Below are 19,780 nucleotides of genomic sequence, written 5' to 3'. Positions count from 1 at the left end.
CGTATGTTAGCTTCATCAGATAGCACCTCGCTGCTGGTGGGATTTAACATACTCACGCATATGCTTATAACGCTGCTGAACTTGAAAATGGTCAGCATGATGGTTTAAGTGGCGAAACTTCCTGCAAGTCACTAAATCACGACGGGATTGATTCCATCTGTTGCGAAGCTTGCTAATCGCGCGCCATTTACGTAACTGTTTGAACATGGCAATCATGCCTAGCACGTCAACACCATAGATTGTTTTAGTTTCACTACGCATCATGCTGTCACCTCTCTCGCTGCTAGCTCTGCTGCTTGCTGCCAAATACCTACCCATGCCTTACGGCCTACAAAATCAGTCATGCGACGAACGCCTGATTTCCCAGCCAGTTCACTTGCAATTTCCTCAATACGATTTTGAGGTTTTGAACGGGAACCAATGATTCTTGTGAATGCGTTATCACGCTCAACAGCATCGACCTTAACTTTTTGCTCACCAGCAAGGCGCAATGTGAGGTCATCCCACTGGTTGCGTAGTGTTCTTGGGCACTGAACGTTTTTCTTCCAAAAATCATCTTGAACAACGCGTTTGTAGAATTGGCAAATTTCTTTGTGACTATGCCCATCAACGCTAACCATTAAGCGAACTTCGTTTGCCCAATCAGTAAAATTAGGCTCCTTAGGAGCTTTGAGCCCTAAGTCTTTGAATACCTCGCACTTGCGCTCAAATAACCATTCCGCACATTTGAGGTCATTGGCTGAGCCCCATTTTTGAAAGTTAGTGCTGTAAATCACCGCCTCTGGGTAACGATTTAAAAAATCAATTTTTGACTGGTCGCTGGATTCGCTAGAATTCTGCGACGAAGAGTTAGTTACTGATGGATCATGTTTTGAAGTTACTGACGGATCGCCCCCAGATTCTGGCGGGTCAAAACGATTATTTTTGCTTGATTCTGACGGGACAGATTTTGATGCAACAGAATTTGATGCGTCAGGATTTGACGTGTCAGAAACTGGCGGTTGAGAAAGTGCAGCCATTGCCGCTGAAGCTAATTTATCAACATTTAATTGATAGATATTGCTCGCATTGCGGTTACCTTTACGACGCTTTTCGCTTGATAACCAACCGGCTTTTTCTAAGTTTTTAATAGCGGTACGTACCGTGCTTTCACCCGCACCTATTTGCCGGGCAATTGTCGGTACCGATGGCCAACAAACACCATCATCATTTGAAAAGTCAGCGAGACGGGCCATTATCGCAACAGAGGTTATCTTTAAACCTGCACTTGCGCAGCCATCCCATACATAACTTGATAGTTTTACGCTCATGCTGTTACCTATTTAACTTCTGTATAATATTTCTTGAATTGTTCGAGGGGCTCAAAACAGGGGTGCTCATAGTCATCAAGCATGAAAACAACCCGTTGCCTTGGTTTGTCCCACTCAACAACATGGACGACGCGTCCCCGCTTATCTCTAAAGTAACGATTGAGGTTCTTATGTTTTTCATTGGACACGATTCCCTCTCCCAAAAGTTGCATTAAAATCATCTACCAACCACTCAACAAACTTGTAGTTGGTCTCTTGCCGCCCTTCTGGTACCTTTAGTTCATAGACAAAACGACCGTCGCGGATAGATGCGCGTACTTGCGTTCTACCCCGTAAATTCGTTAAACTGCTCATGCTAGTTACTCCACACAAGTTGTTATTAGCACCCGACGCCTCGGACCGCATATCTGGGGCGTCAACCTTTCTAGCTATGCTCATCATGGTTTAATCCCATAAACACTTTCCAAAGAACCAACAAACCCAAGCGCATAAGCAAAGACTTTTTCCATCTTTCTGTAGATAGCCTTTGTTTCATCTGGTGTTAGAACGCCATCAGAAATACTGTCTTTGATTAAAACGCTTAAAGCCCCTTGCATTGCACCAAGGCGCATTTGAATATCAAATAACTCAACCGTATCTAAGCTCTCAGCTTCAATTTTTACTACCGGTGTAATTCCGTGACGTTCCATGTGATAAGCCACCAGCGCTTTGGTACCTGATAATTCCTCAATCGCTTCAAGCTCATCATTTTCAAAGAAACGACAGCCGTTTTTCTCATACAGCTTGTTATTGAAAGTAGTTTCAGAAATACCCAACGCACCCGCCATTGCTGAACGACCACCAGGGAATGCTTTACACATTTCTTTCACGACTTCTTTTAATGTTTGTTTGCACATATCTACAATTCCGTTGTTTTGTTGGTAGTTAACTCAGTTAGTTGGTTTTGGTATCGTTTTGGTAAAGCTGAGGATTGAATTTCAATTTTCCTTTTGTGATTTTTTCAATTTGATAAGCTCGACCTTGAGGAATTATTTCGCCCCACCCACTTACGGATGGATGTTTAATTCCTAAAGCTTTAGCTGTATTGCATGAACCACCGAAGTAAGAGATAACATCACTTTTTTTCATTTTGAGGCCTCATAATGTACTGTCTAATCCATAATGTAGGATATCCAACATTACAATGTCAAGAAACTTACAATGATAAGTGGTAGGCTATCCTACATGAGCATGGGAGATAGAATTCGCGAAAGGCGAAAAGAGCTAAAATTAACCCAAGAAGCACTAGCTAAAATCGCTGGTGTGAATCGTGTCACCGTTACTGGATGGGAGAAAGATGATTACCAACCGAACGGAGCCAACCTTCAGGCACTAGCGGAAGCACTAAAGTGCAACCCTATCTGGTTAGTTGAAGGAACTGGAAGTTGCGATGCCCCATACACAAGAGGCTTGTCGGTGTCTGTTCGTGAGTTGCCTGTGTTGTCTTGGGTTCAAGCTGGAACTTGGACTGAAACTGATTCAGGGGTTTGCCTTGATGATGTTAACGAATATATAACAACCACCCTCAGCCTCTCTAGTGATGCTTTCGCTTTGCGTGTAAATGGCTCTTCAATGACTACAATTGTTAAGGATGCTTCCATCCCAGACGGCTCAATAGTTATCGTTGAACCTGATTTGACACGCTTTTCATCTATAAATGGGAAAATTGTTGTTGCTTATATTCATGGCGGAACAGAAGCAACATTAAAAAAATTCGTAGAAGACTGGCCGAACAGGTACCTTATCCCTTTAAACCCTTTCTATAAGACAATAGACTTCGATGAGAACTGCAGGATTGTAGGTGTCGTCAAGCAAGTTTTAATTGATTTTTAATTTTCATTGCTACCAACCCCCCATTGGTAGTTCCTTGTATTAGCCCTCATTACTAACCCCTCAAAAAAATAAATGTAAGTTTCCCTACATTTTAGCTTGACATGCCAATGTCGGATATCCTACATTGAATACATCAAAGCAATGGAGAGAAACTCATGCAAACCAATTCAAATGAACCAATCGTTACTTTTAGCGTAGCTATGTCGCAAGAAGATGCTGCGGCATGGATTATGGAAAAAGCCGCTGAACTTCAAAAGCTGGCGGCACTTAAAGCTAAGCAAGCCGACTTACAGCGCCAACTGGAAAAGCTCGATGAAGATATTTTCGACCAGTCTGAACGCTGCCAAGTCATTATTAATGCTTAACTAAATTCAATTGTGTGGAGTTCTAGCTATGTCGAATAAAGCAAATAAAACAACAGGAAATATTATTGAGTTGAAAATCAATGGCGCCACGGTTTGTTATTTGAGAACGGATGGCTCGGTAGCTGCGGATTACTTGTCATTTATCGCAAAAACCACTGAAGTCTTAATGCTGGATAGAAATTCGCTAGAACTAGAGGCTAATGCGTTCGGGAAAACTATCCAACATGGCTACAGTGCATTCCCAACAGTTAATGCTTCTTCCCTTGAGGCGATTGAATCTCGGACTTTTCAAGGGTCTCAAGATGTTTTTGGAGGTCAGAAATGATCCCCCTAACAACATCAGGACTTAATGCGAAGAAATTAGTTTCTTGAGCCTGGTCTAAGGACTGCATTGGCGAAGATAGATACTGTAGTTTCATAACTAAAGCGTCATATCCTCTCAAGGGTCCGATTTGGTAGCCAGATATAGGAAATACAGGGATATCATCTTTCTTAGACATTTTTAATCCTTATTGTTATTGCGGAATAACAATAATACCACAGCCGCCTGATGTGGATAAGTTAGTTCAGGCAACCTTATAAACTGTGTGGAGTGCTTAGCATGCTTGTTCTTACAAGAAATCCATCTGAAGCTTTAATTATCAATAAAGATATAAGAATTGTTATTCTCGGTGTTAAAGGTACCCAAGTGCGGATCGGTATCGAAGCGCCAAAGAATATCGGAATTTGTCGCGAAGAAATCTATAACTTAGTTCAAGAGGAAATTAAAAACGCCACTGCTAGTAATAAATGACCCTTGTAGTTTTTGGCGGTGTTGTGCCGCCCTTTTTCATAATACATAAGGCCACTGATATTCAGTGTTCATACTAGGTAAATATATTCATTATTTGTCAGTGGTCTTATTTATTGTGTGGAGCGTTAATAATTATGCGGAGATTAACAGATGAAACGTTTTCCAATTACTAGCTGTGTTATTTTTAAAGCTGAATTACCCAGCGCCGAAGCTTTAGAAGAACATTTAAAAGAATTACCCTTTGTTGATATTTTAGAATCACATTCTATTAGCTACGGATTCATTCCTAATAAAATCACTGGTGAATTAGTTACACCAATTGAAGGTGGCTATATTATTACTTTTCGTATTGATGAAAAGATACTCCCAAAAGCGGCTATCGCATTTGAGGTTAATAGACGCATTGAGAAATTGAAAGAACAAGGTATCGATGATTTTCTTGAAGCTGAGCTAAAACACATTGCAGTAGAAGAAATGCTAAAGGTCGCTTTAACTAAAACAAAAATCATCACTGCTCTTTATCATGTTAAAAAGGGTTTCCTGTTTGTATCCACAACGCGAAAGCCAGATCATCAAGCGCTATTAGGCAGTTTAGTGAAAGCTTGTGGCACTGTAAAAACTGAAACTTTTCACATTGATGATGCAAAAAATGGAATTACAACACGGTTATCTAACCACATTGATAATGAACCACCAGCAGAATGCTTCGGTCATGACCTTTATCCTGGTAATTTTCTTTTGCTTCAACGTAAGCTTGATAAAAAACTCGAAACCCTAAAATATGATGCTGAACTTAATTTAATCCGAGAGCAAGTTAAAGATTCAATTGATAGTCATTTTAAAGTTTGTTTAATTGAATTAAGTACCTTTGATATTAGCTTTAAGCTTACAGATGATTTTGATTTTAAAAATATCAAACCATTAATAGAAATCGACTGTGACGGGGATAAAGCTTTTCGTTATCGACACACAAACGCTGTATTTATGTTTCACATGGTTAATACCATCGAGCTATTAATCGAATTATTAAAATATAAAGAAAAAACAGAATAACTATTTAGCCAACACCAAGGAATTTAATTCTCTTTATTGAGAAACGGGATCTTGTTATCTAAATTTTGTGTGGAGTATTAATTATGTCGAAAGAGCTAACGTTAAGTGAGTTATTAATTCAGCGTTGCGTTGAATTTGCTAATAGCGAGCAGGCCGTAGAAATTATTGATAAAGGCATCACTAAATTATTTACCAGTGTTGTTGATGACGCCTTTCGTTCCTATAGCGATTTTGGTAAGGCATTTAAAAATGCAATGGAGGATGCATTACCAGCGAATATAGAGGATGTGGTTGATTTGAAAAAATACAACACACTGGTTGCTGAAAAAATGCGTAACTCTTGGGAGAATTCAGGTATTGAAGCTGATTTACAAGAAAAAGTTATCGCTTTAGTAAAAGATTTCACAAGTGACGATGAGTGCCCTAAATACATTAAAGCCTCTGATTTGTGGGAAGCTTTTATTGAAGATAATAGTGAATCAGCAATGGAAAACCAATGGGAGTCACCGCAAGTCTTTATTAATGATGAGCATGATGGGTTTATTCAAGTCGGCATACATCCAGAAGAAAGGTCAACATCAAGATATTCGTCTAATTCAGTTAGCGCATATAGCTGTGATTATAGTTTCCATTTAAGTATTCAACGTACAGGCGGTTACAACAGCGAACCTCTACTGCAGGATGATAACAATGTGTATGAATTAATTGCGGGCAAGGTGAATGACAAGATTTTAGGTAAGAAAATAGTTAAAGCATATTCCCGTTTCGACAAATTAGTCTTAGCGCTTTATTACGGTGGGAGTCTCTTGGTGTGGGATGAGTCACCAGAAGGTATTTGTTATAGCAACGGTTGGGATTAATGAGAGGCTGACATGAAAGAGCGCGGAATTATTTTTAACTCAGAAATGGTACGCGCCATCATTGATGGCCGTAAAACTCAAACTCGCTGCATTGCTAAATTCAAACCAATTGATAAGGCTCTTAACTTGAACTATAGCGGTTTAAGGGCTGGAAATTATCACGCAGGCGTCAAAGATGGTCGCTGTGTTCTGCGCTCCACTGATGGTGCCACTTGGAATGACAGGACGTACCCTCTTACCTGTCCTTACGGTAAGGTTGGCGATCGCCTTTGGGTTCGTGAAACATGGCAAGGTCCGTTAGTTGATAGCGAAAAAGCTTACGACCTATTTAAAGATCCGACCCCATACCAAAAAGTAGAAAACTGTGTTTATAAGGCTGATGGTGGGTATGCGCCTGAATATATCGATTGCGATGATAATTTTCGGCAAGGCTGGAGACCCTCAAGTAATATGCCTCGTTGGGCTTCACGCATTACATTAGAAATTAATGATGTTCGCGTAGAGCGCTTGCAATCAATTAGTGAAGAAGACGCCAAGGCAGAAGGCTTTGATAATTCACAATCTGACGCTGCTAATTCAATTGGGTGGTTTGAAAAACCAATAAGAGCATTTCGGCGTGATTGGGAAAATATTAACGGCACTGACGGATGGAATAATAATCCGTGGGTGTGGGTTATTGAATTTAAGCGAGTGTGATTATGAATAACAAACTTACAGAAGAAATTGAAATACTTCAGCGTAATGCTGGAACTGAACTCAAACTATCTTGGGATATTCACCGCTGGAGCATGGTTCTGATGATTGCCGACCACTATTTATCAATTGGTAATGTCAAAGAAGCTCGCTCATGGATTCAGAGCATTTACCAATGGGTTGAGCCTGAAATGTGCAATGACATGAAAGCTCATTCTGGTGATTTGAACTCCTGGTTCAATCAGCAAATGGAAAAATCAGTAAGCCATGAAGAGGCGCTAAAATTTATTCGTCAACTATGCCCTGAAATTGAAAAGCTACGGAAAGAACCACTATTCAACAAAGAACAAATGAAGCTTGGTGTTCTATTTGCACGTAATCATTTAATTAGTGCGTATCGAGCTAATTTTATTGATTGCGATTCAAAAGAGTTTGCTAAGTTTATGGGCCTACTAACTCACGTAGCAAGTGAATCGATTGATATTGAATTAATGATGCCTGATGTACTGGCGTGTAATGAACAAGCTGAAGAATGGATTAAAACTGAAATGGAACAGCAGAATAAGGCATAGCATCCACCAGCATTTACTTAAATCAGTTAACAAAGATATTTAATTTTTAAATCTGTATGCGGCAGATGTGGAGATAATTATGAATACAAGCCTTTCAGTTGAATGCTTGCCAATTTCAAAGTATTGCGAGTTATTTGGCGAGACAACAGAAGCAATCAATAAACGGTTACAAAGGCTAGTCTGGCATGAGGGAGTTCACGTATTGAAAATTGAAGGCGTAAAAGAACGCTGGATTGATATAAAGGAAGTCAATAAATGGGCCAGACAAAACAAATCCTCCCTCGCGGAGTAATGATCCGAAAACATAAATCAGGGGAAACAATTAATATTTCATTCACGTTTAAAGGGGTTCATTGCAGAGAACCCCTATCTAATCTTGAAGTTAACCCTAAAAATATAAAATATGCAGAACGTTTATTAGGCGAAATATATAACAAAATTGAAAAAGGTATTTTTTCTTATGTTGAATATTTTCCTAAATCATCAAAATTAAAAGTATTTGGCAACAAACACAGAGGTAGAAATATCAATGAATATCTGGACGAATATTTAGATATTTGTGAAACCAGAGGTTTATCCCCTTCCACAATTGGTGGCTATAAAAAATGTAAAAGTGCCCTTTCTACACTGCATGATTTATCAGTGGTAGATTTGACGCCCGGCATATTAAAAACATGGATCCAAAAACAAAAGACATCATTAAAAACAATTAGGAACCAGCTATCTTTTTTGCGTAGCGCATTAGATGAAGCGGTAACCGATGGTTTAATTACATCCAATCCTGCAAATATGGTGACAGCATCGAGATATCAATCTAAAAATAGTCCATCAGATAGTGACTACATTGTGGATCCTTTAACGCCAGAGGAAGTAACCGCTATATATAATGCAGTAAGGTATGAGCAATGGAAAAATTTATTCCAGTTTGCAATTAATACCGGGCTCCCCCTGTGTCAGGATAGTTGTCGCCTCAGTTTTTCATAAAAATATAACAGGGAGCGGTAAGTTAGATATTAGTGAAGCATTATCCTGAAGATCATAAGAAAGCCATCATTAGAAAGCTGGTTGAAAGTGGCTTATCATTACGCCAATTCGCAAAGCTAGAAAGTATCAACTTATCTACTTTGTATTCATGGCGAGATAAGTATTTAAAAGCAGGTTCTAGTTTGGCTGATAGCAATAGTTCAGATGGTTGGTCACCAGAGCAAAAGTTCTCAATTGTTTTAGAAACAGCAGCATTGAGCGAAATTGAGTTAAGTGAGTATTGCCGTGAAAAAGGGCTTTACCCTGAGCAAGTTAAAGAATGGAAGCGAAGCTGCATTGCAGGCAATCAAACTAAAGCCCAGCAACGTAAGCAATTAACCCAAGAGCGAAAGGATGATCGTAAGCGGATTAAAGAGTTAGAAAGAGAGTTAAAGCGCAAAGATGCTGCGCTTGCTGAAACGGCAGCGTTGTTGGTGCTCAGAAAAAAGTTAAATGCCTACTGGGGGGAAGACGAGGACAATTAACCTCACTCACAGATAGGCAGCATTACGCATCTCTGATTGATGAAGCAGTCGGCTCAGGTGCTAGAAAAGAGAAAGCCTGTGAAGAAGTTGGTATGTCTGTACGCACATTACAACGCTGGCAGGAAAGCGGTGAAATCAGTGGTGACAAAAGACCTACAGCTGATAGGCCAGAACCGAGTAACAAGCTCACTGAGGAAGAGCAGCAAGCGATATTAGCTACCTGTAACCAAGAAGAATACGCCAATTTAGGGCCAAGTCAGATAGTGCCAATGCTGGCAGATAACGGGCAATATCTCGCGTCTGAATCGAGCTTTTATCGTGTGTTGAAAGCCAATGACCAGCTAGCCCATCGAGGTAAAGCAAAACCTAAAGGTAGCCGAGCTAAACCTAAGGGGTACACAGCGACAGCGCCAAACCAAGTGTGGACTTGGGATATTAGTTACTGCCCGTCAACGGTCATTGGTCGGTTCTTCTACCTCTACATGATAATCGACATCTTCAGCCGTAAGGTTGTCGGGTGGGAAGTTCATGACAGTGAATCAGGTGAACATGCTGCCCAATTGCTTGAGCGCACGCTCTGGTCTGAGAAATGCGTTAAAAAAGACGTGGTATTGCATTCAGATAACGGTAGCCCGATGAAATGTTTGACGATGCAAGCCAAAATGCTTGATATGGGTGTCATTGGCTCTCGTAGCCGCCCCGGTGTCAGCAATGATAATCCGTACTCAGAATCATTGTTCCGCACGGTCAAATACAGTCACCGCTGGCCAAGCGAAGGCTTTAAAAGCCTTGAAGATGCAAGAGCTTGGATGAAAGGCTTCGCTCAATGGTACAACACTGAGCACAGGCATAGTCGCATCAAATTCGTGACACCAGCGCAACGCCATAATGGTGAAGATAAAGCGATATTGGCAAGACGCCATGAGCTATATACCAAAGCGCAAAAAAAGAACCCTAACCGCTGGTCAAAGGGTATTAGAAACTGGGAGGAAATCGGTGATGTGAAATTAAACCCAGAGAACAAAAAAGAAGCTGCTTAACAGCTCAGGCGACAACTACCTTGAAAAACGCCGGGCTACGTAGTTCTGAGTTATGCGCACTTAGCTGGGGCGATATTGATTTCATAGGCAGGACTGCTCACGTACAAGCAGCTAGTGTTGTTGGAGTCATTAAAGGTACAAAAACAAAAGCAGGAACGCGGATCATAGAGTTGAATGAAGATGCAATGGCCGCAATCAATAATCAAAAACCATTTACTTTTTTAAAAAATGAAACCATTTTCGAAGACCCAAAAACAAATAAAGCATGGGCTGGTGCGGATGCAATTCGAAAAAAAGCATGGGTACCGACATTAAAGAAAGCTGGCGTACGATATAGAAACCCGTACCAAACCCGACACACATTTGCGATCAAGCATATTAGTAACGGCGTTAACCTATTTTGGCTGGCTTCACAGATGGGACATAAAGGCCCTGAAATGCTATTTAGACACTACGGTGCATACTTAAAAGAGTACGATGGCAACACCTCGATTTTAAAGAGAATAGACACTAAATAGCCACTGCTAGGACTACGGTTAAGCCGCAAATCATGCGCAGGGTAATATTTATCTAATAATCATTTATATAACAATAGGTTAAGTTATTCCAGATGCGGGTTCAACTTCCGCCGCTTGGTCTTCCAACCAAGAAGCTGCGAGTAGTAAAGCACCAAACGCATCAGCCGGCGCATTCGTCAAAGACATTCCTCTCACAGTTAAAAATTCGCGAACCTCTGCTTCTGTAATTTCAGAATCGTAATCATTCGCTAACATTGAAACTGCTGGGGATCCACCTGCAAACAGAGCTTGGTAATCCGCATTAACCGCATTGATATCGAGATCTTTCGCCATGCGTGACCACAACTCATCTTGTTCCAATGGCCATGATGCTTTTAATTTATCTTGAGCAATCATATCAATAAGCGGCTTTACGAGGCTATCAGAGGGACTACGTTGAAATAGTGTCCCCAAAATACGGCAGACGATTGAAAATTCGTTCATATATTATCCTATTTTACAGATTCAGTAGTCACACCTCGTGACCGAAGCAGTTACTTTCAGTATATCGAAAAAATAGGAAAGATATTAGGGGTGATGATTGCGAGTGATCACAAAGACCACTCGCAACAAAGAAGTGGCTAATAACCGCGTTGCATATCAACCACACCAACAGGGGCTTGGCCTGCTTCAATGCGTTCAATATTACTGACAATCATATCCATGGCTTCTTTCGGTTTTGTAAAGGCCGCAACATGGGGAGTGATAGCGATACGTGGATGTGTCCAGAACGGGTGCATTTGCGATAACGGCTCACTCGCAAAAACATCCAGTGCAGCACCTGCAACTTGCCCTGATTCAAGCGCTACAAGCAAATCTTGTTCAACCAAATGGGCTCCACGTGCAAGGTTAATGACATATGCCCCTTGCTGTAGCTGGCTAAACAGCTGCTGGTTTAAAATTCCCACCGTTTCTGGTGTACTTGGCAGAAGGTTAATAACCACACGGGTACCAGAAAGAAAACTGGCTAATTGGTCATTACCAAAATAACTTTTCACGTTATCTAGTTGCTTTTCAGAGCGGCTCCATGTTCTTACATGAAAACCAAAGCTAACTAAGCGCTTTGCAACGGCTTGCCCTAATGCACCAGCCCCCATCACACCGATAACAAAATCTTCGTGTTGATAAGCTGGTAACTGCTTCCATTGACGCTGTGATTGCAACTGCCGGTATTCATCCATGCGACGAAAATAGCTTAACACTTTCGCGCAAGCGTACTCTTCCATTTGGATCGCCATACCCGTGTCTTCCAAACGCATGACAGGAACGCCTGCCGGTAAGGTGCCAGGTTTGTCTTGTTCTTGCTTTAAAATAGCATCCACCCCCGCACCTAACGCGAAAATACCTTTTAAATCACTTCGGCCAGCAAGGCATTCATAAGGCGGTAACCAAACCATGGCATAATCCGCACTTTGGTTATCCCCTTTTTCCCATTGGCGAATATTCACCTGTGGTAATCGCGCTTTCATACCGTCAATCCACTGTTTTGAATCAAAAAATGGATGGTAAAATAAAATATTCATGGCAACTCCTCTTTGGTTTCTAACAGAGTGTGCCGAATGGCATTTCTTTTCAAGTTAATCAAGCCTATACACGCTACTCAATCAGAAATTTGTTAACTAGCTAACGGTTTTTACCTCCACGACTTGCCGTTTTAAATTAACATCAAGAGTATTATTTACCTTAGTCGGTCACATTTAAGATTAGATAATAATCAAATTGTTTTTTATTTAGCTAAACAGCAACAAAAGTCGGAAAAAGGAGAAATAGGGAGTTGACGTAAGACGCTATTTTCCCTATAGTAGCGCCCCGTTGCAGAGCAGGTTTTTATTCCCTACTCCACAACAGATTTAGAAAAACGGTGAGGTGTCCGAGAGGCTGAAGGAGCACGCCTGGAAAGTGTGTATACGGCAACGTATCGAGGGTTCGAATCCCTCCCTCACCGCCATTTTTCTTCTAGTTCTTACCCTCTCTTTCTTGATATTCCATCCCTTTGTTTTGTTTCTCTTTCGGTTCTATACCTACTCCTTGTGCATGGTATTCACGGCTAATATCTTCCCAGAGTTCTGCATTTTCTACTCCTGCTACTTTTGGGTCAAACACTGGGTCAACACCGAGTTTTTCCTGCCGCTCAAAGTCACGCAGTGCCCGTAATGCAGGTTTTGATAGGAAGACAATGGCGATAAGATTGAGGTAGCTCATGCTACCGAACCCGATATCACCAAGACTCCACATTAAACTGACTGATTGCACGCTTCCTATAAAAACAATAATCAAAAATACAAATTTCAGTATCAATTTGAGAATGGGGTAACGCAATTTTCTATCAAGATAAACAATTGTGGTTTCTGCGATATAGTAATAAGCCATCAATGTTGTGAATGCGAATAAAAATACAGCGATTGAGACGAATCCTGATCCTGCGGAAGTAAAGACGGTTGATACCGCCATCTGAGTCCATGCGGTTCCTGCTGCAACCCCTGGGACATATTCAACTAAGGCCGTTGCCGAACCATCGGGAAAAACGTTATACATATTCGTGACAAGGATCATCAGACCCGATGCTGTACACACAACGACAGTATCAATATAAATCGAAAATGCTTGGATCAGCCCTTGTTTTACAGGATGGCTTACCTCAGCGGCCGCAGAGCTAAATGTGGCTTCACCCGCACCGGCCACATTGGAAAAAACCGCACGACGCACCCCCCATGAAACAGCCGTACCAATAATACCACCGAATACAGCGTCCATTCCCATCGCACTGCGGAAAATTAAACTGAACATAGCCGGCACTTGTTCGTAATGGCTACCCAAGATGATCACCATCATGACGATATAAGCCAAAGCCATAATTGGTACAATCTTATCTGCTGCACTCGCAATACGTTTTATACCACCAAAAATTAGCCACGCCATCAGCACTGTCACAATGCTGCCTGTCGCAATTGGGGGTAAGTTGAATGAGGATTGGAAGGAATCCGCTATGGTATTGGCTTGAATACCCGGAACCAGTACACCATAAGATAGGCAAATAACGGCAGCCACCATAATGGCAAATGGCTTCAATTTTAACCCTTTCTCGATATAGTAAGGGGAGCCTCCACGGTATTGGTCATCAGAGCGCTGTTTGTATATTTGAGCGAGTGTGGATTCGATAAATGCACTTGCTCCGCCTAATAACCCCATGACAACCATCCAAAAAATCGCACCGGGGCCACCTGCGGCAATGGCTGTCGCCACCCCCGCGATATTCCCCACCCCCACACGTCCTGACAACGCTAAACAGAATGCTTGGAAGGAGGAAATGCCTTCTTTTGACGCTTTATTTTCCTTTAACAAACACACCATTTTAATAAGGTAGCGAAACTGTACACCGCGAGTCGCTAATGTAAAATAGAGCCCAACACCTAGCGATAATACCACTAATGCATTACCCCAGATGTAACCAACGATTGTATTAACGATGGCTTCCATTTTGTACTCCTTCGTTATTGTAATTGTTTATTTGTATTTGCAGGGTAAAAAAAACCTGAGTCCACTTGGGCACTCAGGTCAACGTTTTTACTGATGGATAAACCAGATAACCTTGGTTTGAGTATATTGTTCAAATGCCTCTAAGCCGTTATCTTTACCGCCAAAACCTGATTGACGAAAGCCACCAAACGGTGTTGTGATATTACCTTCACTAAAGCCATTGACTGAAACAGTGCCTGCGTTAATGCGCTGTGCAATTTGCATGGCTCGGTGAATGTTTTGACTATAAAATGAAGCCGCTAAACCATATTGAGTGTCATTGGCAAAAGCGACCGCTTCATCATCTGTTTTAAAGGATGTAACGGCTAAGATAGGGCCAAAAACTTCATGCTTAAATAGCGACATGTCAGGTGTGACCTCATCAAAAATTGTCGGCTCGATGTACCACCCAGCACCTAATTCATGATGGATTTTCCCACCCGCAATTAATTTTCCTCCCTCTTTTACCGTGGTATCTAAAAAGGATTTTACTTTCTCAAAATGAGCCTGTTCGACCATTGGCCCAATTGAAACATCCGCTTGCCTTGGGTCACCCACTTTCCATTCTTTAACCGCTACAGCAAGCTTGTCTAATAGTGTTTTTTTGATACTTTCATGCACAATTAAACGAGAACCGCAGCTGCAATTTTCACTCATATTCCAAAAGGCAGCCGCCATAATATGTGGAATTGCCGCGTCAATGTTTGCATCTTCAAACACTACTTGAGGACTTTTACCGCCACATTCGAGCACAATTTCCTTTAAGTTACTTTCGGCGGAATATTTTAAAAATAAGCGTCCCACATCTGTTGAACCGGTGAATGACACCATATCAACATCATGATGGCGACCAAGGGCTTCCCCGACTTTTTCACCTAATCCACAAACTAAACTTAATGCACCTTGAGGGACACCTGCCTCATAGGCCAGTTCCACCATACGATAGGCACTTAATGAGGTTAATTCGGCAGGCTTCACAATCACCGAGTTTCCTACAGCAAGCGCGGGAGCCACTTTCCATGCAAACATTTGAGCAGGAAAATTCCACGGTAACACCGCCCCAACCACGCCAATAGGCTCGTGCACTATCAGCCCCAATTCTTGATGACTTGTCGGTGCAATTTTGCCAAACAGTTTGTCAATCGCTTCGGCATACCAATAAAAGGTTTCAATGGTTGCGGGTAAATCAGTATTTAAACATTCAGTGATAGGCTTACCTGCATCTATACAATCTAGTGCCGCTAGTTCTTCACTGTGCAGTTCAATGAGACTAGCCCACTTAAGCATGATAGCTTTACGTTCTTGAGGTGATAACCCGCGCCATTCACCTTGATTGAACGTGTCACGTGCTACCTGTACAGCGACATTAATATCGTTCGCATCACCGTCAGCAATAAAACCAATAACGCTATTATCGATTGGGGTACGGTTTTCTAATTTATTTTGCTGTTCTGCATGCCCCGCAATTAAATTGCCAGCCCACAGTTTTCCTTGTTTTGCACGTTCAAATACCTGCTGTTGGGTCATGGTCATATTTCCCCCTAGCGTTTAATCAATTTAATGAATTCATCGCGTTCTTGAGACGCTATATTTGACAGAGGCAAACGGACCGGGCCTACATTGAATGTGCCATTCAAGCAACCCGCTTTGGCTTTTTGGTTATAGTTTCCTGATTCCATTGAGTAAATTGCAGGATAAATTTCATTCATAATCTGCTTAGCGAGTTGCCAGTCACCCGCTTGCGCCGCATTAAAAATAGCAACTTGCTCTGCTGGGAATACATTCCCAGCTCCTGCTATCCAACTTTTTGAACCCCAAAAGAAGAAATCTACTGGTTGGTCATCACAACCACAAATGACCTCAAAATTTTTGAATGGTGTTTGTAATAGATGCAGTGCTCGGCTAAAGCTTCCACTGCTTTCTTTGATAGCGACAATATTGTCAATTTCAGCTAGCTTGATAACCGTTTCAATGTCAATTTCAATACCGATCCGAGCTGGGAAGTTGTACATAATAATGGGTAATGGTGTTGATTTTGCGACTTTTTCATAGTGGGCGTACACCCCTTGCTGATCCGGTAAACTGTACGGAGGTGGCGATAACATTAATCCTTCATAGCCCAGTTCTTGAGCTTGTTTCGCTCGTGCAATGGCACCTTCAGTTGATAAGTCGTTAATACCCGCAATTAGTGTCACTCGCCCTTTTGCAATTTTACAAACCGTAGACAGCACGGTTTTACGTTCATCTTCATTTAATGCGTAATACTCTCCCGTGGTCCCGCATACCACTAAACCGGTAACTCCGCGCTCAATAAGTTTTTCAGTTAACTCTGCAAGCGCACTGATATTTAATGTTAAATCATCATGAAATGGCGTGACTAAAGGAACAAGAATGCCATGGAAATTCATTTGAATTCTCCTCAATATTAAAGAAATCGCTCAATGGAAAAAGGGATGCAATCGATACTTGTCGGTTGCTGATGAATAAAACTATTAACGATATCTGCGGTGATCGCTGCTTGGGTTAGCCCTAAGTGTTGGTGACCAAAAGCAAAAATATAAGGGCCTTTATGGTCGATCACCGGCAAAGAGTCAGACGTTGATGGGCGAAATCCCATCCACGGTGTAGATTGTTGGCTGTTCAATGGCGTTTTCAGCATCGGCTGCGCTAACGGTAGAAAATGTTGAGCGCGTTGCATATTGGCTGGACGCTTTAGCCCCGCATACTCCACGGTTCCCGCGAGGCGTAACCCTTGAGACATTGGCGTCATAATAAAACGTCTATCCATACTTGATACGGGTATTGATAATCGTCCCAATTCATGGGGCAACATCAAATGATAACCGCGCTCAGTTTCTAACGGCACATTGATGCGACTAACCATTCTCACTAGTGATTTGGAAAATGCGCCGCCTGCAATAACAATTTTTTGGCCTGTGAACTGGCCTTGGGTCGTTGTCAATACCGCTTGTTGATTCGACGTCGATGTAATTTCTGTTACTTCACAGTGGGTTAATACTTGTCCACCCGCGTGTAAAAACGCCTCAGTCAGCTTTTGGTGTAATGCACATAAATCCACAACATGGCCGGTATCTGGATAAAAAATACCCCCGATTTGCCTTTCGGATAAAGCAGGTTCGCGTGTTAGTAGCGCATCTTGATCAATCAATTGATTAGCTATACCAACACGTTGCAAGTACTCACTGTGCTGGCTTAACTTATCGAGCGTTTCTTTTTTCTCAGCCACCAACAGTGAACCCTTCATTTTGACAAGATCACTTAATTGCCATTTCTGAATAAATACTTGCCATGAATCGAAAGCGGCACTGTTTAATGTCATCAATGTATGATGGATATGGGTAAAGGGCTTATGGCGCATGTTACCTAACAGCTTGATTAACCAAGGTGTTAACGGTAATAAGTAACGCCAATCCAGACGCAGAGGGCCCAATGGGTCAAGGAGCATTTTTGGAATTGATGTTAAAACACTCGGATCAGCAATCGGGAAAACCTGTTCTGTCGCAATATGCCCTGCGTTGCCAAATGAGGCACCTTGGCCAATTTCCTGTTTATCAAGCAGCAACACTTGTGAGCCATTCGCTTGCACTGTCAGTGCGATACTCAAACCAATAATGCCACCACCCACCACGATCACTGGATATTTACGTTCCATTTCATACCCCTATGCCACCGAGATCCCAAAACGAAATGGATCTTGTTCATCTATCAATAAGGTATTTTTTCCGCTGATATAGGCATGCCCGCGAATAGTCGGAATAATGCCGTTTTCATCAGCCTGTTGAAAACTAGCCTGAAATTGGCTGCCAATGACGCTGGCTTGATGCCAGATTTCCCCTGCCGCCAGCTTTTTATCTGCAGCTAAGCAGGCGAGTTTAGCGCTAGTCCCTGTTCCGCAAGGCGAGCGGTCATATGCGCCACCTGGGCATAACACAAAACTTTGGCTATTGGCATTGGGGTGTGAACCGAATAATTCGATATGGTCAATTTCTTGGCCATCTTTACCGTAGATACTTTGGTCAACTAAGGCTTGCTTGATTTTTAAACTGACTTCTGTCAGTAATTTAATGTTTTGGAAATCAATGGCAACTGGCGACTGTTCAACAAGAAAAAACCAATTTCCACCCCAAGCGATATCCCCAATAACCGTGCCGAGATCTGGGACATCAACTCGTACCGCTTTGCGATAGCGATACGAATACACATTCTGAATACTCACGCTACCATCTTGATGTAATTGTGCTGTTACATCTCCAACTGGCGTCTCGATAAGATGGTTGCCATAAGTGATATGCCCCAGAAAGTGCAACGAGGCCACTAAACCGATAGTGCCGTGACCACACATTCCCAAGTAACCTTGATTGTTAAAAAAAATCACGCCTGCTGTTGCCGCTGGGTTTTGTGGTTTACACAATAGGGCTCCCACTAGAATGTCATTACCTCTAGGTTCTAAAATCGTTGTACGACGCCAGATATCATGACTATTACGCAAAATATCTAAGCGAACGGCCACGCTTTGTTGCCCTAAATCGGGAAATCCATCAATAACAAGCCGAGTTGGTTCACCTGCGGTATGAGAGTCGATAACTTCAATTTTGGTATATTGAGATTGCATTGGTTAGCATCCTATCTATTATCATTGTTAATAGAATGCTTGATTTTTGTTAACAACTCTTGATATCTTTCTAACAAACTTATGCGGTTTTCAGCACAATCTAAAAATATTTAACAGAATTAATAAAATTAATTTAATATTTCGGAGCGCGGCATGATCAATCTAAATAAATTGCTGTTGATTAGTCAGGAAAACATGCTATTTCCCGTTGATAATATTGATATTTTATTAAACCATTTAGGTTTGATTATGCCACTCATTAATACCTTGCCGAATGTGACTTTTTTTGTGAAAGACCATAATGCAAAGTATGTTTTGGCCAATGATAATTTAGCCACCCGCTGTAAAATCGATAGTGTTAACCATTTAGTAGGTAAAGGTGCTGAGGATATTTTTCATTCGGAACTCGGCCAAAGCTATAGTTCTCAAGATTATTTAGTGATGGAAAAGAAAATTAGCGTCATTAATAAGCTTGAACTGCACCTGTATAAAGCAGGCTTGTTGGGATGGTGTTTAACAACTAAGGTTCCTATTTTTAATACACGTAACCAAGTTATTGGGGTTGCAGGAATTTCAGTGGATTTACAAGATGTCAAATCGGTCAGCCCTAAACTGAATAACCAGCTTAGCCGTGTTGAGCGCTATATTAGTGAACATTTTGATATTGCGATAAAAATGACAACTCTTGCTGAAATATCTGGCCTCTCGCTTTCTCAATTAAACCGCCAGTTTAAAGCGATTTTTTTGATAACCCCCCAACAATATATTCAAAAGATGCGTCTGGAACATGCTATTGAACTGCTCGAAGATGATTTTTCAATTACTGAAATTTCCAGTAAATGTGCATATGCTGATCACAGCGCTTTTTGTCGAAAATTCAAAGAAATGACCACAATGACACCTAGCCAATTCAAACGAATGCGTTCACGAATCGATAAACAAAAAGTATTGGCGTGATCGGGTATCATATCGGTTAATCTGTTTTTCCTTAATTTTGATAAGTCCCTT

Annotated in this window: 24 protein-coding genes, 1 tRNA gene and 3 pseudogenes; 14 read left to right on the top strand and 14 right to left on the bottom strand. The window is 41.5% G+C overall.

Annotated elements, in window-relative coordinates:
* Positions 1-15: 15 nt before the first annotated feature.
* The 6 genes from CYG50_RS07400 to CYG50_RS07380 form a co-directional block, all read right to left on the bottom strand.
* Positions 16-264 carry a hypothetical protein gene (locus tag CYG50_RS07400; RefSeq protein WP_238706831.1) on the bottom strand — a complete coding sequence of 83 codons (249 nt, stop codon included), beginning with the start codon at positions 262-264 and terminating at the stop codon, positions 16-18.
* Complete coding sequence (locus tag CYG50_RS07395; RefSeq protein WP_102140693.1) at positions 261-1,310, bottom strand: helix-turn-helix domain-containing protein; 1,050 nt, start codon at positions 1,308-1,310, stop codon at positions 261-263. Before CYG50_RS07395 ends, CYG50_RS07400 begins: the two co-directional genes overlap by 4 nt.
* A gap of 8 nt (positions 1,311-1,318) precedes the next feature.
* The gene (locus CYG50_RS07390; RefSeq protein ID WP_102140692.1) at positions 1,319-1,522 is read right to left on the bottom strand and encodes a DUF4222 domain-containing protein; all 204 of its coding nucleotides are present in this window, start codon (positions 1,520-1,522) and stop codon (positions 1,319-1,321) included.
* Entirely contained in the window at positions 1,488-1,664 is a 177-nt protein-coding gene (locus CYG50_RS23450; RefSeq protein WP_168222832.1) for a hypothetical protein, read from the bottom strand. The genes CYG50_RS07390 and CYG50_RS23450 overlap by 35 nt, the downstream gene beginning before the upstream one ends.
* 83 nt (positions 1,665-1,747) lie before the next feature.
* Complete coding sequence (locus tag CYG50_RS07385) at positions 1,748-2,206, bottom strand: YmfL family putative regulatory protein (RefSeq protein ID WP_102140690.1); 459 nt, start codon at positions 2,204-2,206, stop codon at positions 1,748-1,750.
* 37 nt (positions 2,207-2,243) lie between these two features.
* Positions 2,244-2,438 carry a Cro/CI family transcriptional regulator gene (locus CYG50_RS07380; protein ID WP_102140689.1) on the bottom strand — a complete coding sequence of 65 codons (195 nt, stop codon included), beginning with the start codon at positions 2,436-2,438 and terminating at the stop codon, positions 2,244-2,246.
* Between the two features lie 96 nt (positions 2,439-2,534).
* On the opposite strand from CYG50_RS07380, the gene CYG50_RS07375 reads away from it, so the two are divergent.
* From CYG50_RS07375 to CYG50_RS23445, 3 genes are all read left to right on the top strand, one after another.
* Complete coding sequence (locus CYG50_RS07375; RefSeq protein WP_238706830.1) at positions 2,535-3,182, top strand: LexA family protein; 648 nt, start codon at positions 2,535-2,537, stop codon at positions 3,180-3,182.
* A 155-nt stretch (positions 3,183-3,337) separates the two neighbouring features.
* Positions 3,338-3,547 (top strand): hypothetical protein, encoded by a 210-nt coding sequence (locus CYG50_RS07370; protein WP_102140687.1) that lies wholly within the window; start codon positions 3,338-3,340, stop codon positions 3,545-3,547.
* A 28-nt stretch (positions 3,548-3,575) separates the two neighbouring features.
* On the top strand, positions 3,576-3,872 hold the full coding sequence (locus CYG50_RS23445; protein ID WP_168222819.1) for a hypothetical protein: 297 nt from the start codon (positions 3,576-3,578) through the stop codon (positions 3,870-3,872).
* On the opposite strand, the gene CYG50_RS07365 is transcribed toward CYG50_RS23445, so the two are convergent.
* Complete coding sequence (locus tag CYG50_RS07365) at positions 3,796-3,966, bottom strand: BssS family protein (protein ID WP_238706854.1); 171 nt, start codon at positions 3,964-3,966, stop codon at positions 3,796-3,798. The genes CYG50_RS23445 and CYG50_RS07365 overlap by 77 nt on opposite strands.
* A 182-nt stretch (positions 3,967-4,148) precedes the next feature.
* Between CYG50_RS07365 and csrA the strand changes: the two genes are divergently transcribed.
* From csrA to CYG50_RS07320, 9 genes and pseudogenes are all read left to right on the top strand, one after another.
* A complete protein-coding gene (csrA, locus tag CYG50_RS07360; RefSeq protein ID WP_102140685.1) occupies positions 4,149-4,340 on the top strand; it encodes a carbon storage regulator CsrA in 192 nt (63 codons plus the stop codon).
* Between the two features lie 150 nt (positions 4,341-4,490).
* Positions 4,491-5,393: a recombination-associated protein RdgC gene (gene rdgC, locus CYG50_RS07355; protein ID WP_102140684.1), complete on the top strand. Its 903-nt coding sequence runs from the start codon at positions 4,491-4,493 to the stop codon at positions 5,391-5,393.
* A gap of 83 nt (positions 5,394-5,476) precedes the next feature.
* Complete coding sequence (locus tag CYG50_RS07350; RefSeq protein ID WP_102140683.1) at positions 5,477-6,253, top strand: hypothetical protein; 777 nt, start codon at positions 5,477-5,479, stop codon at positions 6,251-6,253.
* A gap of 12 nt (positions 6,254-6,265) precedes the next feature.
* Positions 6,266-6,949 carry an ASCH domain-containing protein gene (locus CYG50_RS07345; protein WP_102140682.1) on the top strand — a complete coding sequence of 228 codons (684 nt, stop codon included), beginning with the start codon at positions 6,266-6,268 and terminating at the stop codon, positions 6,947-6,949.
* 2 nt (positions 6,950-6,951) lie between these two features.
* Positions 6,952-7,518 (top strand): hypothetical protein, encoded by a 567-nt coding sequence (locus CYG50_RS23440; protein WP_202981451.1) that lies wholly within the window; start codon positions 6,952-6,954, stop codon positions 7,516-7,518.
* 79 nt (positions 7,519-7,597) lie between these two features.
* Positions 7,598-7,810 (top strand): excisionase, encoded by a 213-nt coding sequence (locus tag CYG50_RS07335; protein WP_102140681.1) that lies wholly within the window; start codon positions 7,598-7,600, stop codon positions 7,808-7,810.
* A pseudogene (locus CYG50_RS07330) lies at positions 7,774-8,463 on the top strand (Arm DNA-binding domain-containing protein); the annotation flags it as partial. The gene CYG50_RS07335 and the pseudogene CYG50_RS07330, both read left to right, overlap by 37 nt.
* A gap of 71 nt (positions 8,464-8,534) precedes the next feature.
* Positions 8,535-10,066, top strand: a protein-coding gene (locus CYG50_RS07325; protein ID WP_374189495.1) for an IS3 family transposase whose coding sequence is annotated in 2 segments (ribosomal slippage) — positions 8,535-8,997 and positions 8,997-10,066 — 1,533 coding nt in all. Because the reading frame shifts where the segments join, the coding sequence is not laid out codon by codon here.
* A gap of 26 nt (positions 10,067-10,092) precedes the next feature.
* Positions 10,093-10,584: pseudogene (locus CYG50_RS07320) on the top strand (site-specific integrase); the annotation flags it as partial.
* 90 nt (positions 10,585-10,674) lie between these two features.
* On the opposite strand, the pseudogene CYG50_RS07315 reads toward CYG50_RS07320, so the two are convergent.
* Both CYG50_RS07315 and ghrA read right to left on the bottom strand, forming a co-directional pair.
* Positions 10,675-11,067, bottom strand: a pseudogene (locus CYG50_RS07315) (TorD/DmsD family molecular chaperone); the annotation flags it as partial.
* A 137-nt stretch (positions 11,068-11,204) separates the two neighbouring features.
* Positions 11,205-12,146 (bottom strand): glyoxylate/hydroxypyruvate reductase GhrA, encoded by a 942-nt coding sequence (ghrA, locus tag CYG50_RS07310; protein WP_102140466.1) that lies wholly within the window; start codon positions 12,144-12,146, stop codon positions 11,205-11,207.
* Between the two features lie 337 nt (positions 12,147-12,483).
* On the opposite strand from ghrA, the gene CYG50_RS07305 reads away from it, so the two are divergent.
* Positions 12,484-12,571, top strand: a tRNA-Ser gene (locus CYG50_RS07305).
* A gap of 8 nt (positions 12,572-12,579) precedes the next feature.
* Here the strand turns inward: CYG50_RS07305 and CYG50_RS07300 are convergent.
* From CYG50_RS07300 to CYG50_RS07280, 5 genes are all read right to left on the bottom strand, one after another.
* On the bottom strand, positions 12,580-14,100 hold the full coding sequence (locus CYG50_RS07300; protein ID WP_102140465.1) for an alanine/glycine:cation symporter family protein: 1,521 nt from the start codon (positions 14,098-14,100) through the stop codon (positions 12,580-12,582).
* Positions 14,101-14,187: 87 nt separating this feature from the next.
* A complete protein-coding gene (locus tag CYG50_RS07295) occupies positions 14,188-15,672 on the bottom strand; it encodes an aldehyde dehydrogenase (RefSeq protein ID WP_102140464.1) in 1,485 nt (494 codons plus the stop codon).
* Positions 15,673-15,680: 8 nt separating this feature from the next.
* Positions 15,681-16,547, bottom strand: a complete 867-nt coding sequence (dapA, locus tag CYG50_RS07290; protein WP_102140463.1) for a 4-hydroxy-tetrahydrodipicolinate synthase — start codon at positions 16,545-16,547, stop codon at positions 15,681-15,683.
* Between the two features lie 17 nt (positions 16,548-16,564).
* Positions 16,565-17,812, bottom strand: coding sequence for an NAD(P)/FAD-dependent oxidoreductase (locus CYG50_RS07285; RefSeq protein ID WP_102140462.1), 1,248 nt, complete (start codon positions 17,810-17,812; stop codon positions 16,565-16,567).
* Between the two features lie 9 nt (positions 17,813-17,821).
* Positions 17,822-18,772 carry a 4-hydroxyproline epimerase gene (locus CYG50_RS07280; protein ID WP_102140461.1) on the bottom strand — a complete coding sequence of 317 codons (951 nt, stop codon included), beginning with the start codon at positions 18,770-18,772 and terminating at the stop codon, positions 17,822-17,824.
* Between the two features lie 153 nt (positions 18,773-18,925).
* Between CYG50_RS07280 and CYG50_RS07275 the strand changes: the two genes are divergently transcribed.
* Complete coding sequence (locus tag CYG50_RS07275; RefSeq protein ID WP_102140460.1) at positions 18,926-19,729, top strand: helix-turn-helix domain-containing protein; 804 nt, start codon at positions 18,926-18,928, stop codon at positions 19,727-19,729.
* Positions 19,730-19,780: the final 51 nt, after the last annotated feature.

It is taken from the genome of Providencia huaxiensis (assembly GCF_002843235.3).
In the GTDB taxonomy this organism is placed as follows: Bacteria; Pseudomonadota; Gammaproteobacteria; order Enterobacterales; family Enterobacteriaceae; genus Providencia; species Providencia huaxiensis.
This window is presented reverse-complemented; position numbering and strand designations above follow the sequence as displayed.